This window comes from Brevibacillus sp. NPDC058079, from assembly GCF_042885155.1.
Taxonomy (GTDB): Bacteria; Bacillota; Bacilli; order Brevibacillales; family Brevibacillaceae; genus Brevibacillus.
The window spans coordinates 390,827-404,743 of the sequence record NZ_JBHVSO010000005.1; the positions used below are offsets into that span (position 1 = coordinate 390,827).

At 49.6% G+C, this 13,917-nt stretch carries 12 protein-coding genes and 1 riboswitch; of the genes, 6 read left to right on the top strand and 6 right to left on the bottom strand.

The annotated features are described in order from the left end of the window. Positions 1-33: 33 nt before the first annotated feature. A complete protein-coding gene (gene acnA, locus ACFVS2_RS17675) occupies positions 34-2,763 on the bottom strand; it encodes an aconitate hydratase AcnA (protein WP_390236085.1) in 2,730 nt (909 codons plus the stop codon). A gap of 290 nt (positions 2,764-3,053) precedes the next feature. On the opposite strand from acnA, the gene ACFVS2_RS17680 reads away from it, so the two are divergent. Genes ACFVS2_RS17680 through ACFVS2_RS17690 form a run of 3 tightly spaced genes read left to right on the top strand, consistent with a single transcriptional unit; the run spans position 3,054 to position 6,544 of the window. Beyond that, a complete protein-coding gene (locus tag ACFVS2_RS17680; protein ID WP_390236088.1) occupies positions 3,054-4,811 on the top strand; it encodes an ABC transporter ATP-binding protein in 1,758 nt (585 codons plus the stop codon). 3 nt (positions 4,812-4,814) lie between these two features. Then, entirely contained in the window at positions 4,815-5,489 is a 675-nt protein-coding gene (locus ACFVS2_RS17685) for a response regulator transcription factor (RefSeq protein WP_173618510.1), read from the top strand. Further along, positions 5,486-6,544 (top strand): sensor histidine kinase, encoded by a 1,059-nt coding sequence (locus ACFVS2_RS17690; RefSeq protein ID WP_390236091.1) that lies wholly within the window; start codon positions 5,486-5,488, stop codon positions 6,542-6,544. The genes ACFVS2_RS17685 and ACFVS2_RS17690 overlap by 4 nt, the downstream gene beginning before the upstream one ends. 62 nt (positions 6,545-6,606) lie before the next feature. Here the strand turns inward: ACFVS2_RS17690 and ACFVS2_RS17695 are convergent, their stop codons facing one another. The 5 genes from ACFVS2_RS17695 to ACFVS2_RS17715 all read right to left on the bottom strand — a co-directional run bounded on the left by ACFVS2_RS17695 (position 6,607) and on the right by ACFVS2_RS17715 (position 10,524). Further along, positions 6,607-7,632 carry a ThiF family adenylyltransferase gene (locus ACFVS2_RS17695; RefSeq protein WP_390236093.1) on the bottom strand — a complete coding sequence of 342 codons (1,026 nt, stop codon included), beginning with the start codon at positions 7,630-7,632 and terminating at the stop codon, positions 6,607-6,609. Between the two features lie 4 nt (positions 7,633-7,636). Then, entirely contained in the window at positions 7,637-8,344 is a 708-nt protein-coding gene (locus tag ACFVS2_RS17700; RefSeq protein ID WP_390236095.1) for a molybdenum cofactor biosynthesis protein, read from the bottom strand. 103 nt (positions 8,345-8,447) lie between these two features. Beyond that, entirely contained in the window at positions 8,448-9,266 is an 819-nt protein-coding gene (locus ACFVS2_RS17705) for an SPL family radical SAM protein (RefSeq protein ID WP_390236097.1), read from the bottom strand. Positions 9,267-9,278: 12 nt separating this feature from the next. Next, positions 9,279-9,992: a 2OG-Fe(II) oxygenase gene (locus ACFVS2_RS17710; protein ID WP_390236099.1), complete on the bottom strand. Its 714-nt coding sequence runs from the start codon at positions 9,990-9,992 to the stop codon at positions 9,279-9,281. Continuing rightward, positions 9,985-10,524, bottom strand: coding sequence for a methylated-DNA--[protein]-cysteine S-methyltransferase (locus ACFVS2_RS17715; RefSeq protein WP_390236102.1), 540 nt, complete (start codon positions 10,522-10,524; stop codon positions 9,985-9,987). Before ACFVS2_RS17715 ends, ACFVS2_RS17710 begins: the two co-directional genes overlap by 8 nt. Positions 10,525-10,696: 172 nt before the next feature. On the opposite strand from ACFVS2_RS17715, the gene moaC reads away from it, so the two are divergent. The 3 genes from moaC (at position 10,697) to ACFVS2_RS17730 (ending at position 13,876) form a co-directional block, all read left to right on the top strand. Next, positions 10,697-11,179, top strand: coding sequence for a cyclic pyranopterin monophosphate synthase MoaC (gene moaC, locus ACFVS2_RS17720; RefSeq protein WP_390236104.1), 483 nt, complete (start codon positions 10,697-10,699; stop codon positions 11,177-11,179). Positions 11,180-11,182: 3 nt separating this feature from the next. Beyond that, a complete protein-coding gene (locus tag ACFVS2_RS17725; RefSeq protein ID WP_173618502.1) occupies positions 11,183-12,436 on the top strand; it encodes an MFS transporter in 1,254 nt (417 codons plus the stop codon). A gap of 60 nt (positions 12,437-12,496) precedes the next feature. Further along, positions 12,497-12,611: riboswitch (SAM riboswitch) on the top strand. Positions 12,612-12,694: 83 nt separating this feature from the next. Further along, positions 12,695-13,876, top strand: a complete 1,182-nt coding sequence (locus ACFVS2_RS17730; protein ID WP_390236107.1) for a pyridoxal phosphate-dependent aminotransferase — start codon at positions 12,695-12,697, stop codon at positions 13,874-13,876. Positions 13,877-13,917 lie beyond the last annotated feature (41 nt).

Sequence of the window (13,917 nt, forward strand, 5' to 3'; positions counted from 1 at the left end):
GTGCTGATACGAACTTATTTTTTATTCGTTTGCTTACGCAGTTACTGGTTTACCTTCATCCAGCAATTGACGCAGAACCGTTTGCAGGATACCACCATTGCGGTAGTAGTCTACGTCTACCATGGAATCGAGGCGTACAATTACTTCGAATTCCAAAGTGCTGCCGTCTTTTTTCGTTGCTGCTACTTTTACGCGTTGGCCAGGTTGAACATCATCGGAGAGGCCCACAATGTTGAAGGACTCAGTACCGTCGATGCCAAGGGACTTCCAGCTTTGGTCACCAGCGAATTGCAGAGGCAGAACGCCCATACCAACCAGGTTAGCACGGTGGATACGCTCGAAGCTCTCAGCGATAACCGCTTTGATACCCAAGAGGAATGTACCTTTTGCTGCCCAGTCACGGGAAGAACCAGTACCGTACTCTTTACCAGCCAGTACAACGAGTGGAGTACCGTCTGCTTGATACTTCATGGAAGCATCGTAGATGGACATTACTTCGTCAGTTGGCAAGTATTTGGTTACGCCGCCCTCAGTTCCAGGAGCTACTTGGTTGCGGATACGGATGTTTGCAAATGTACCGCGCATCATTACATCGTGGCTACCACGACGAGCACCGTAGGAGTTGAAGTCTTTGCGCTCTACGCCGTTTGCTTGCAGATACAGACCTGCTGGGCTAGTTGGCGAGATGTTACCAGCTGGGGAGATATGGTCAGTCGTCACAGAATCACCGAAGAGTGCGATGGTGTTCGCTGCTTTGATGTCTGCGATTTTAGCGATTTCTCCAGCCAGATTTTGGAAGAATGGCGGCTCTTGGATGTACGTGGATTTTTCATCCCACTCATACAGGTCGCCAGTTGGAACGTCGATTTTGTTCCAAGCTTCGTTTTGCGTGAACACTTGGCCGTACTCAGCGCGGAACAGAGCAGGATTCATAGCTTTGTCCATTGCAGCTGCGATCTCTTGTGGAGATGGCCAGATGTCTTTCAAGAATACAGGTTGACCGTCATTGCCAGTACCGATTGGCTCTGTAGTCAGGTCGATATCTACAGTACCTGCCAGTGCATAGGCGATAACCAATGGAGGAGAAGCGAGGTAGTTCGCTTTTACCTGTGCATGGATACGGCCTTCGAAGTTACGGTTACCGGAGAGTACCGCTGCAACTGTCAGATCTTCATCTGCGATAGCTTTGCTGGTTTCCTCTGGCAATGGACCGGAGTTACCGATGCAAGTGGTGCAACCATAACCTACTACGTTGAATCCGATAGCATCCAAGGAGTCGATCAGACCAGCGTCAGTCAGGTATTGTGTAACTACGCGGGAACCTGGAGCCAGGGAGCTTTTTACGAAAGCAGGCTTTTTCAGGCCTTTTTCCACAGCTTTTTTCGCCAGGATACCTGCACCCAGCATTACGCTAGGATTTGATGTATTGGTACAGGAAGTGATCGCTGCGATTACAACCGAACCAGTTTTCAGCGTAGCTTTTTCACCGTTTGCATAAGCAACTGGTGCGCTAGCTGCGATTTTCTCTTCGGAGAGACCAAATCCGCCTTTGTCGATCGGCGTCACGAGGCTGTTATTGAAGGATTCCTTCATAGCAGTCAGTTCTACGCGGTCTTGAGGACGTTTTGGACCAGCCAAGCTAGGTACGACAGTGGACAGATCCAGTTCCAATGTTTCGGAGAATACTGGGTCAACAGTCTCGTCAGTACGGAAGAGGCCTTGTGCTTTGGTGTAAGTTTCAACCAAAGAGATGAGGTCTTCTTCACGACCAGTTTGACGCATGTAGTTGATTGTTTCAGCATCTACTGGGAAGAAGCCCATTGTAGCGCCGTACTCAGGTGCCATGTTTGCTACGGTAGCGCGGTCAGCCAGCGAGATGTTGGACAGGCCTGGTCCGTAGAACTCCACGAATTTACCTACAACGCCTTTTTTACGCAGCATTTGCGTAACAGTCAGAGCGAGGTCGGTTGCAGTTGCACCAGCATTCAGTGTGCCAGTCAGTTTGAAACCAACTACTTCTGGAGTTACGAAATACAGAGGTTGGCCGAGCATTCCTGCTTCTGCCTCGATACCACCAACACCCCATCCAAGAACACCAAGACCGTTGATCATAGTGGTGTGGGAGTCAGTACCTACGAGAGAGTCAGGGAAAGCAACCAATTCGCCATCTACTTCACGAGTAGCGATTACAGTTGCGAGGTACTCCAAGTTTACTTGGTGAACGATACCAGTAGCTGGAGGAACCGCACGGAAGTTGTCAAACGCAGTTTGTGCCCAACGCAGGAAGCGGTAGCGCTCTTGGTTGCGTTCGAATTCCAATTTCATGTTGTTGTCCAGAGCGGATGCGTTACCGAAATCGTCAACCATGACGGAGTGGTCGATAACGAGATCAACTGGAACCAATGGGTTGATTCGTTTTGGATCTCCACCAGCGCGCTTCATCGCGATGCGCATCGCTGCCAAGTCAACTACAGCCGGTACACCGGTGAAGTCTTGCAGAACGATACGAGCTGGCATGAGAGGTACTTCTTGGTTTTCGTCGCGGCCTTTTGTCCAGGTCGCCAATTGTTGTACGTGTTCTTTAGTGATCGCGCGGCCGTCGAACTGACGGACAGCAGCCTCAAGCAGAACTTTAATGGAGAACGGCAGTTTGGAAACATCGCCCAATCCTTGTTCTTCCAACCCTTGCAGGCGATAGTAAGCAAAAGACTTGTCGCCTACTTGCAGGGAAGACTTTACTTTGTAAGCATCTTTGTTAGCCAATGTATACAACCTCCCTAGTAATAACTTGGAGTTTCATCTGATGAAACCTTGTTTCGTTTCTTCATTACGAACCTATTATATACGATTTGTTTCCCGGCTTCTACCCCAAATTCATCATTTATATACAAAAATCATAGGTAAAGAAAATTGGATCACGAACGTCTTCTTATTATAAAGAAGAAAATTGCACGCACTTCAATTATTATCCCGTTTATATTTCGTTTACATTCATGCAGTATCTTATCTCTTGCAAGTGAAAATGAGTGGAGGAAAAAGGGGAGAAATGACGAATGGAACAGACCAATAGCGTAGCGAAATGGGGAAACTGGCGACCTTTCTTTCGATTAATAAGGGAAACAAAACCATCCAAGCTAAAAATCGGTGTCGCGTTGTTCATGAGCATCGCCACCACACTGGTTAGTTTAGTAATTCCGCTGTTTACGAAGGATTTGGTGGACAGCTTTTCCCTATCTACGATCACAACACCACAAATCATTTTATTGATCGTTGCCTTTATCGCACAAGCCATTGTGGGAGGGTTGTCCATCTACTTATTAAATCATGTCGGCGAGAGTGTGGTTGCCTCACTCCGTGAACGACTCTGGAAAAAGCTGCTCGTCCTGCCGATCTCTTATTATGATAACAACCGGACGGGTGAGACGATCAGTCGAATGACCAACGATACAGGTGTCGTGAAAAGCCTGATTAGTGATCAACTGTCCAGCTTTTTCACAGGATTAATCACAATTGTTGGTTCTGTCGTGACTTTGCTATACCTCGATTGGCAAATGACGTTAACAATGCTCGTTGCTGTACCGCTGTGCATCGGGATTCTCATTCCGCTAGGCAGTCAGATGTACAAAATTTCGAAAGGACTGCAAGATGAGACCGCCAGCTTTACGACGATTATGAATCAAGTGCTCCAAGAGATGCGGCTCGTCAAATCTTCCAATGCCGAAACACACGAACTGGGGATGGGAACAAAGGCAATCGGGAATTTGTTCCGATTCGGGCTAAAAGAAGGAAGAGTCCAAGCCGTCATTGGACCGTTAATGTCCTTTATCCTGATGGTGCTGCTTGTTGTTGTGATCGGCTATGGTGGCATGCGGGTGTCCACGGGAGCATTGACAGCTGGTGAGCTGGTCGCGTTTATTTTGTATCTGGTGCAAATCGTCATACCACTGGGGCAATTCACACAGTTTTTCACCTCCTTGCAAAAAGCCATGGGGGCAACAGAAAGAATCATTACGACTCTGGACGCCGAAGAAGAAGATCTTTTGACAGGACGAACGCTTGAAAACGCTGGCCTGCCCATTCATTTGAACCATGTGAGCTTTGCATATGAGAACGGGAAAACGATTCTCGATGATGTCACCTTTACGATTGGGGCCGGAAAAGTAAATGCGATTGTCGGACCAAGCGGTAGCGGCAAGACGACGTTGTTTTCCCTGGTTGAAAGGTATTACCAGCCACTGAATGGAGAAATCAGGCTGGGCAATGATCCCATCACGGATTTTTCGTTGAAGTCATGGAGAAGTCAAATCGGCTACGTGTCCCAGGAAAGTCCATTGATCGCCGGAACCATCCGAGAAAATATTTGCTACGGGATTTCACGGGCGATTAGCGAGGAGGAACTGAAGGAGGCAGCAAAGATGGCCTATGCGGATCAATTTATTGAAGAATTGCCGAATGGCTATGAGACAGAAGTAGGGGAGCGAGGCATGAAGCTATCGGGCGGTCAGCGCCAACGAATCGGGATTGCCCGTGCACTACTTCGGGACCCGCAAATCTTGATGCTGGATGAAGCGACCTCTAGCTTGGACAGCAATTCCGAGATGATCGTCCAGAAGGCGTTGCAAAATTTGATGAAGGGACGTACCACCCTCGTGATTGCCCATCGCTTATCGACTGTAGTGGAAGCAGATCAAATCATCTTTTTGGAAAAGGGAAAAATCACAGGTATGGGTACACATGAAGAGCTTTTTCAAACCCATGAGATGTACCGCGAATTGGCTAGTCAGCAATTGCTCGTAAAAGAGAGGGTGTAGAACGTGACCACGATTATGGTAGTCGACGACGATCCGCATATTCGCGAGCTCGTCAGCGTCTTCTTGCGCAATGAAGGCTTTACGATAGTGGAAGCGGCAGACGGACAGGAGGCACTGGACAAACTGGAATCGGTTCAGGCACAACTGGTGATTCTTGACATCATGATGCCGAACATGGATGGCTGGGAGCTGTGTCGAAAGCTTCGCAAACATTATGATTTTCCCTTGCTCATGCTGACTGCGAAGGGAGAGACATCGCAAAAAATCAAAGGCTTTGAGCTAGGGACAGACGATTATTTGGTGAAGCCATTTGATCCGCAGGAGCTGGTCGTCCGGGTAAAAGCGCTGCTCAAGCGTTACCGGATTGCCGCTTCGCATCAGGTTCAAGCAGGGAAACTGCTGCTTGATCGTAAAACGTTTGCAGTAGCAAGTGGCACGAAAACATGGACCATTCCACTAAAGGAGTTCGAGCTGCTGTTCAAACTGGCCAGCAATCCCGGGCAGACTATTTCCCGCGAGCAGCTGATCGAACAAATATGGGGATATGATTTTGAAGGAAATGAGCGTACGGTAGACGTGCATATCAACCGCTTGCGGGAGCGTTTTCCAGAAGCGATGTACGGTTTTTTGATCCGAACAGTCCGGGGACTTGGTTATCGTTTGGAGATCGTCGTATGAAAAAGAGGGGGCCAGAACATTCCCGTGTTTTGCTGAAAATCGCAGGAGTGGTGGGCTTATGTGCTGTTTTTGCCTTGTGCGGGCTAGGTGCATACGGGAGTACCACTCTCTTTTATGGCTATATGGGCTATCATCCCAATGATCTTGTAGAAGCATTGGTCAATTCAGTTGTGAGCTTCATTTTGTTTATTGGGGTAGGCATGATCATTTCTTTTTTCACAATGCCAAGGCATCGGGGCAGGTTTCAACCATTGATTGATGCGCTCAGACGGATTGCCATGGGGGATTTTCGGGTCAATCTCGATATCAAGCTGGCGCACGAATGGGGGGAGCTGGTGGATGGCATCAACCACGTGGCGGAACAATTAAATGAGATGGAGAAGCTGCGGCAGGAGTTCATCTCCAATGTTTCCCACGAAATTCAATCGCCTTTGACGTCGATCAGCGGGTTTGCTCGCGCCCTGCATAATGAAAGACTTAGCCCAGAAGAGCGTCATCGTTACTTGGAGATTATTGAGTCGGAAAGCAAGCGACTATCCAAGATCAGTGACAACCTGCTTAAGCTCACTGCGCTAGAGGGCATCCAGCATGATTTAGAGCGGAAGCGGTATCGGTTGGACACGCAGCTACGCACGATCATCCTTGCATGTGAACCGCAATGGATGGCGAAAGAGATTGAAATGGACATCGACTTGGAAAAAGTCGAAATCGTCGCCGACGAAGATATGCTGAGTCAAGTCTGGACCAACTTGCTAGGCAACAGCATCAAATTCACGGAGGCAGGCGGGAAAATCAGCGTAAAGCTGGAGACAGTAAATGGAGAAGTGCTCGTGAAAGTGACCGACTCGGGAATCGGGATATCTAAGGAAAATCAGGAGCGCATTTTCGAAAGGTTTTTCAAGGCGGACCCGTCGCGGAACCGTGCCAATTCGGGCAGTGGCCTGGGACTGGCAATCGTTAAAAAAATAATCGATTTGCATCATGCCACAATCGCCGTTGAGAGTGAAGTAGGGAAAGGTACCACGTTTACGATTACATTTGTTCAAACGGCATAAAAAAGCTGCCCCTTCGTCCGGATGACGGTCTGGGACAGCTTTTTTCATGACGAGTAAACCAGTTACGCGCCGATATACTTGGCATGGAGCGAACGTGCCAAGCTGATGTCATCTGTGCCTTGCACGAGGACGCGACCATCCGGGAAAATAACGAGCGTGTACGTATCGACACGGAAACGCAGCAAAAACTTGTTTTGCTCGATTTGTCCCAAAGGGGAGAGTCTATTAGCCAATGTGTTCAGATCAAGTGTCATTGCAGCGGCGGGCGAGATTTGTACGGTGTCTCGACCGCAAAGCGAAACGGCTTGTCCATCTTGAGTATCGGGCTGCAAAAACGAAAATTGCTTGTGCCCACATGTCGGACAGTCGTCTCGGCGGGCATTGACCACCTTGATTTGCTGATGGCGGTTATGCCAAATCTCAAAGTGCTCCAAATTCGGATTGAGCTCATCGGTTGCGTCCACTAACAGCTTGAATGCTTCTGTTGCCTGATAGGAGGCGACGATGTGAATGATCGGTCCGATGACGCCAGCCGTGTCACAGGTAGGCATCTCACCTGGGTTTGGCGCTTCAGGGAAAAGACAGCGCAAGCAAGGCGTGATTCCCGGACGAATCGCGGTAAATGTTCCGGTTGCACTCACAGCGCCACCGTACACCCACGGAATACCATGCTTAACGCAAACATCGTTCACGAGATATCTCACCTGAAAATTATCCGTCGCATCTAGAACGAGATCGACATCTGCCAGCAATTCCTCTGCATTGTAAGCGGTGAGGTCTGCGACAATCGGTTCGATGGTGACGGCTGAGTTGATCTTTGTCAGTTTGGCGTGAGCGGCGATGGCTTTTGGCAAATGCTCGGCTGCATCGGATTCGTCGTAGAGCATTTGACGCTGCAAGTTGCTCGGCTCGACAAAGTCGCGGTCAATGATGCGGACAAAACCTACTCCAGCACGGACCATATGATTGGAGAGAACAGTTCCGAGCGCTCCCATGCCGACGATGGCTACACGGCTTTGCCCGAGCTTTTCCTGTCCACTGCGCCCGATCGGATGAAACAATGTCTGACGGGAATAGCGAGTATCCAAGGCGTTACTCCACCTTTCCTTCTGGCATCGCAAGCGGATTCCACGGTCCTTGCTGATGTCCCTTCCATTCGCTTCCATCTTCCCACATTTCTTTTTTCCAAATAGGAACGATCTGCTTGAGTCGTTCGATGGCATAACGGCCTGCTTCAAACGATTCATTGCGATGTGCAGTTGCAACGGCACAAACAACCGCAATCTCTTCCACAGCCAAATTTCCGATACGATGGTGCATCGCGACTTGCGCTCCCGGCCAGCGTTCCTCGATCTCTGCTGCGACCTGCTTCATTTTTTCAACAGCCATAGGGGCATAAGCTTCATAGGACAAATACACCGTGCGCTGACCATGGGTAAATTCCCGAACAGTTCCGACAAAAGTAAGGACCGCGCCTGCATGCGGGTTGCTCACCAGGCGAACCAGCTTGTCCGCAGAAATAGGCTCCTCGGTAATGGCAAAGCGCGGGTCTTCTTCTCCGCCGCTTACAGGAGGTAAGAGGGCAATCTCGTCGTTGGCTGAAATGACCTGATTTTTCGCGGCATATTCATGATTGATGGAGACAAAGCAACTGCCCAAAAGCGCAGAGAGCGCAGGATATTCTTTTTCCACTGCTTGCAGAAGATCGCTAACGGTCGCGCCTTCAGATAGGGTCATTTGTACTTCCCGGGCATTCGCACGTTCAGCGAGTCCGGCAAATAACAAGATCGTAATGGTCAAGACAATTCCTCATTTCCCTAGATGATACTACTCTCTAGGCTAGACGATATCATAAACCAAACAAAGTTGCCAATGAATGGGGTGTTTCAATCAGCGGTTGATTCTAAGGGGCGAAGCCTTCCTGACTCAAATAGATCTGGTCCGGGGGGAAAACACGTAATAGCCGATCATAGACGATCCGATAGGCGGAGGGATCATACCATTGTTCCAGTGCAAGCTGTTCATAGTGAGCAGGAATGCCGTTTCTTTTTGTTCGTTTACCGCCGCTGCCGTCTCCCATATAAAAGTCGTCGACACAGACGCGTGTTACCAAGGGGCGCAAAATCTCGGGGAATGACTCACTGCTTGGCAAAACAGGGGCAAGGGTTGCTTGAGTAGGGATGCCTGCTTCCGCCAAGCGCTCGAGTGTTTTGAGCCGCGCTTGAATGGGGGGAGCTTGCGGGCTAAAGTACCTGCGAATCTCCTCCAAATCGGTCTCGACGGTCATGCTGACGCGGACGCGATCACCCAGCAGGAGCAACAAATCGGCATCCCGCCAAACCAAGGGACTTCTCGTCTGCACCAACAAAAAATCGGGTGGATTCTCTACCATGACTTCGAGTAAAGACCTCGTTACCTTTTCCGTTTGTTCGATGGGCTGGTACGGGTCTGTACTCGAAGACATGAAGATGGTCACCTTTCCTTTTTTCTTTGCCCGGATTAGCTCCTTGCGCAATAAATCGGCAGCATGCTGCTTAATGTCAACCCACGTGCCCCATTGCTCGTTGCGGAACAAAGAGACAGGCATTTGTCGAACGTAGCAATAGGAGCAGGCGAAAGAACAGCCTGTATACGGATTGAGCGAGTGGGTGTAATCCTCAAGAAATCCGCTTCCTTTATTGAGGAGGGTTTTCGGCATTTTATAGGAAAGGATGCATTTCATATTGGGCGTTCCTCACTTTGCATCATGAAAAATAATCCCGAGGCTGTAGCGCTTTCCTGAGGTAATCGTGCTGACACCGTGGCGCAGCGTGTTTTTATAGTAGCCTCGCGTTCCCTGCACAGGACGATAGGATGTCGGGAAAATCAGGCCAGCGCCTTGCTCCAAGGTTATCACATGTCCTCGGCTCTGCGCGCGTGGCCGTTGCTCCATCAGCAGAAATTCTCCGCCAGTGTAGTCCTTCTCCTTCTGATTTAAGGCAAAAACGACTTGAAACGGGAAGAACACCTCGCCGTACATATCCTGGTGTAAACAATTGTAGCCGCCCATTTCGTATTTCAAAATCAATGGAGTAGAGCGCAGTTGACCCTGATCGTGACATTGCGCCAAAAATTCAGGGAGGGTAGCAGGATAGATGGCTTCGCGTCCAAGCATTTCCAGCCACCGATTCGCAGTCTGGGCAAGCATCGGATAAAAGCCTTCGCGAAGCTCCTGCAAAAGCGAGGGAAGGGGAGCCTGATAATAACGATACTCTCCTTCGCCGAAACGGTACCGTGCCATCTGGATCGTATTGCGAAAAAGGTCATCCTCTCCATACGTAGCGATTAATTCGTCGCACACATCCGCGCTTAATAAGGAAGGAAAAGAAGCATACCCTTGTTCGTCCAGCTCCTGTTGCAGGGAATGCCAGTCAAGTGCAGCGATCCTTTCTGTCACTGATTTAGCCATGTTTCACACCCCGATTTGTCTTTTTCTCCAGATCAAGCAGAGTTGTCTTCATGGGCAGTCCTCCACGATAGCCAGTTAGTGATCCGTTTTTACCGACAACGCGGTGGCAGGGGACTGTAATGAGAACCGGATTGGCACCGATTGCTGCACCGACGGCACGAACAGCAGCAGGCTTTTCAATGATGTTCGCAATGTCGGTGTACGATGCCGTTTGACCGTATGGGATTTGGCACAGTGCCTCCCAGACAGCGAGCTGAAAAGGCGTTCCAGACAGGTCGCAATCCATGGAAAAATGCTCGCGCGTCCCCTGCAAATACTCCATCAGTTCTGTTGCAAAAGGCTGTAGCCATGGTTCGTCTTGCACCAGTGCACTTTGTGGATGATGCTTTTCAACCCACGCTTCCAATTCAGCAAAAGGCTGGTTGACCGAGCCGACATAACAAAGCCCGGCAGCCGTTGCAGCCAAATAAATGGTCCAATCACCATGCACAAGCATTGACCAACGTACCGTCTGATCCTTAATCGTTTCCATTTCCATACGCCTCCTTTGAGCTGTGTACGCACAGTATACCTCCAGCACCTGTTCTTCGTACGTTTTTAGGAGTGGATGAGCAAGATAACGAAACAGTGTCGTCTACATTCTCATTGCTTTTATCCAGCGGCGGGAGTAAGGTAGGAGGAGATAGAGGAGGAACGATACTAGTATGACTGATCAATTAACACATTTTAATGAACAAAATCGAGCTCGGATGGTGGACGTGTCTGAGAAGGACGTCACAAAACGGGTGGCTGTAGCCGAGAGCCAAATCAGCATGAAACCCGAAACGCTCGCCCGAATCCGTGAAGGTCGGATCGAAAAGGGCGATGTACTCGCAGTTGCGCAGGTAGCAGGTGTCATGGCTGCCAAAAAGACGTGGGAAATCATCCCGATGTGTCATCCGCTGCCATTGACTGGCATCGACATACAATTTGCTTTTGTAGATGAAACGACGCTTGCGATTACAGGAACCGTGAAGACGACAGGGAAAACTGGCGTCGAGATGGAGGCGTTGACCGCTGTCAGCATAGCGGCTTTGACCGTGTATGACATGTGCAAAGCCATGGATAAAGAAATGATAATCGGTCCAACCAGTCTGCAATCCAAAACAGGCGGAAAAAGCGGCGATTTCCATCGGGGAGAGAAGTAAGCCATGAGGCAAAAGTGGGAATCCTATCCGAGCAGCATTCGTTTATTGGCGATTGCTGCCGTCATTTTTTCTACAGGAATGGCGTGTATTTGGCCGCTTGTCACGATCTATATTCACAACCATCTCGGAAAGCCGCTGACTGTAGCCGGCTTCTTGTTGCTTTTAAATCAAGGCGCATTCTTGATCGGGAGTATTGTCGGCGGGATGATGTTTGACCGCTGGGGAAAAATGCGCACCATTATTGTCGGTTCCATCGGCGTTATTCTGATATCGATCGGCTTAGGTCTTACGCAAGATTTTACGATTTATGTTGTCTTGCTTCTATTGAATGGTCTGTTTTACGGAACACTTTCTCCTGTGATGAATGCACTGGCAGTAGTGTTATGGCCGGACGGGGGACGGAAAGGAATCAATCTGATTTATGTCACCCTCAATGTGGGGGTAGCTGCCGGTTCTGCGCTGGGCGGCTTCTTGGCAAGTGTTTCGTTTGCCTGGACGTTTTTCGGTAATGCGATCTCGCAAGTGATTGTGCTCGCCATGTTCATGCTCATTTTGCCGCGTCAGTTAAAAATGGTGGAACAACGCGAAAACTCGACGACTGGACAAAGTATGTCTGAGCAAGCAACTGGTGATGTGCTGCAACAACCACAGCAAGAGCCAAAGGTGGTATGGGGAGCATTGCTGCTATTATGTGGGGGGCTATTAATTAGCTGGATTGTCTATGTACAATGGACGACGGTGCTGTCTACCTACATGCAATCCCTGGGCATTTCACTCCGTCAATACAGTCTGTTGTGGACGCTGAACGGAGGTTTGATCCTGTTTGGTCAGCCATTGATTGCGTGGGTCATTCGACGCTTTGCCCGTACGCTAAAAGCACAAATGCTCTTGGGCGCTTATATTTTTGCCTTGTCGATGCTGATTCTGTCGCAATCAACGGTTTATGCAGGCTTTGTGGCAGGCATGTTCGTCATGACGCTAGGAGAAATGCTCGTGTGGCCAGCGGTGCCGGCAGTAGCTGCACAGTTTACGCCAGAGGGACGTGAAGGCTTCATTCAAGGTCTGATTGCAGGAACTGGATCAGCAGGGCGGATGCTCGGACCACTGCTCGGCGCCTTCATTTTCCAATCGATTCATGCGCAGGGACTATTGTTCGTGATGGCAGGCTTGTGTCTGTTGTCTGTGGCATTCTTCGCTTTCCACACCTCATTTCAAAAAAGAAGGCATCAAGTGTCGGTACAGAATCAAGCATCTTGACACGGTTTACGTGCTCAAGTAGTATGATATAGACGAAAAAACAGTATATTCCGTGTGTTTGACTTATTCAGAGAGGTGGAGGGACTGGCCCTATGAAGCCCGGCAGCGGATCTGTTCCATGTGATGGACAGATGCTGTGCCAATTCCAGCAGGATTTTTTCCTGACAGATAAGGACGTGACCAAGCTGATCTCCCCCTTTTTCTGTATGGAAAAAGGGGGTTTTACTGTATTGGGCCCAAGAAAGGAATGGAAGAAAGATGCGCATTCAACCCTCCGACATGATTGATCGACTCCCTACCCAGTTTTTTGCGACCCTGGTGGCAAAAGTAAACAAGGTCATTGCGCAAGGCCATGACGTCATTAACCTAGGGCAGGGCAATCCCGATCTGCCGACACCGCCGCACATTATTGAAGAATTACAGGCACAAGCGGCACAACCACTCCATCACAAATATCCGCCTTTTCAGGGACGCGTGGAACTGAAGCAGGCAGTGGCTCATTGGTATAAGCAAGAATTTGATGTAGACCTCGATCCGGAGGAAGAAGTAGCGATTTTGTTCGGCAGCAAAACCGGACTCGTAGAGATTTGCCAAGTACTCATGAACGCAGGCGATGTTGCACTGGTTCCGGACCCAGGCTATCCGGATTATTGGTCGGGGGTTGCAGTCGTAGACGGACGGATGGTCATGATGCCTCTGAAGGCGGAAAATGACTTTTTACCAGACTACAGCCAGCTCTCCCAAGCTGATTTGGATCGAGCGAAACTGATGTTTCTCAACTATCCGAACAATCCAACAGCAGTCAACGCACCACTCGAGTTTTATGAGGAAACGATTCGTTTTGCCCGAAAACATGAAATCGTCGTCTGCCATGACTTCGCCTACGGGGCGATCAGCTATGACGGGAAAAAGCCAGTCAGCTTCATGCAGGTTCCGGGAGCAAAAGAAGTGGGCGTAGAATTTTATACCTTGTCCAAAACGTACAACATGGCAGGCTGGCGTGTTGGTGCCATGGTAGGAAATCGCGAGCTGGTTCGTCTGATTAACCTCATTCAGGACCATTACTTCGTCAGTCTGTTCGGAGCGGTACAGATGGCGGCAGCCAAAGCGATGACGGAGTCACAGCAGTGCGTTCGCGATCTCGTCGCTGTCTACGAAAGCCGCCGCAATGCCTTGTACTCCAATCTGCATCGGATTGGCTGGCAGGCGCCACCATCTCAAGGTTCGTTTTTTGCTTGGCTTCCTGTTCCAAGTGGCTTTACTTCCGTGGAGTTCTCTGACCTGCTATTGGAAAAAGCGCATGTCGTCGTAGCGCCAGGAAATGGCTTTGGTCCGACGGGTGAGGGCTATGTGCGAGCGGCTTTGTTATCCAATGAAGATCGTCTCGCAGAAGCGGTCCAACGGATTGAGCGGTTGGGGTTGTTTACGAAAACAAAATGAAGGCAAGGGAATTCGACCACACTACCATACAAATGGAGTGT

Bases quoted from the DNA above. Each gene is read 5' to 3' on its own strand.
- ACFVS2_RS17680 (WP_390236088.1), top strand. From the start codon at position 3,054: ATGGAACAGACCAATAGCGTAGCGAAATGGGGAAACTGGCGACCTTTC.
- ACFVS2_RS17690 (WP_390236091.1), top strand. From the start codon at position 5,486: ATGAAAAAGAGGGGGCCAGAACATTCCCGTGTTTTGCTGAAAATCGCA.
- ACFVS2_RS17705 (WP_390236097.1), bottom strand. From the start codon at position 9,266: ATGAAATGCATCCTTTCCTATAAAATGCCGAAAACCCTCCTCAATAAA.
- ACFVS2_RS17710 (WP_390236099.1), bottom strand. From the start codon at position 9,992: ATGGCTAAATCAGTGACAGAAAGGATCGCTGCACTTGACTGGCATTCC.
- ACFVS2_RS17715 (WP_390236102.1), bottom strand. From the start codon at position 10,524: ATGGAAACGATTAAGGATCAGACGGTACGTTGGTCAATGCTTGTGCAT.
- moaC (WP_390236104.1), top strand. From the start codon at position 10,697: ATGACTGATCAATTAACACATTTTAATGAACAAAATCGAGCTCGGATG.
- ACFVS2_RS17725 (WP_173618502.1), top strand. From the start codon at position 11,183: ATGAGGCAAAAGTGGGAATCCTATCCGAGCAGCATTCGTTTATTGGCG.
- ACFVS2_RS17730 (WP_390236107.1), top strand. From the start codon at position 12,695: ATGCGCATTCAACCCTCCGACATGATTGATCGACTCCCTACCCAGTTT.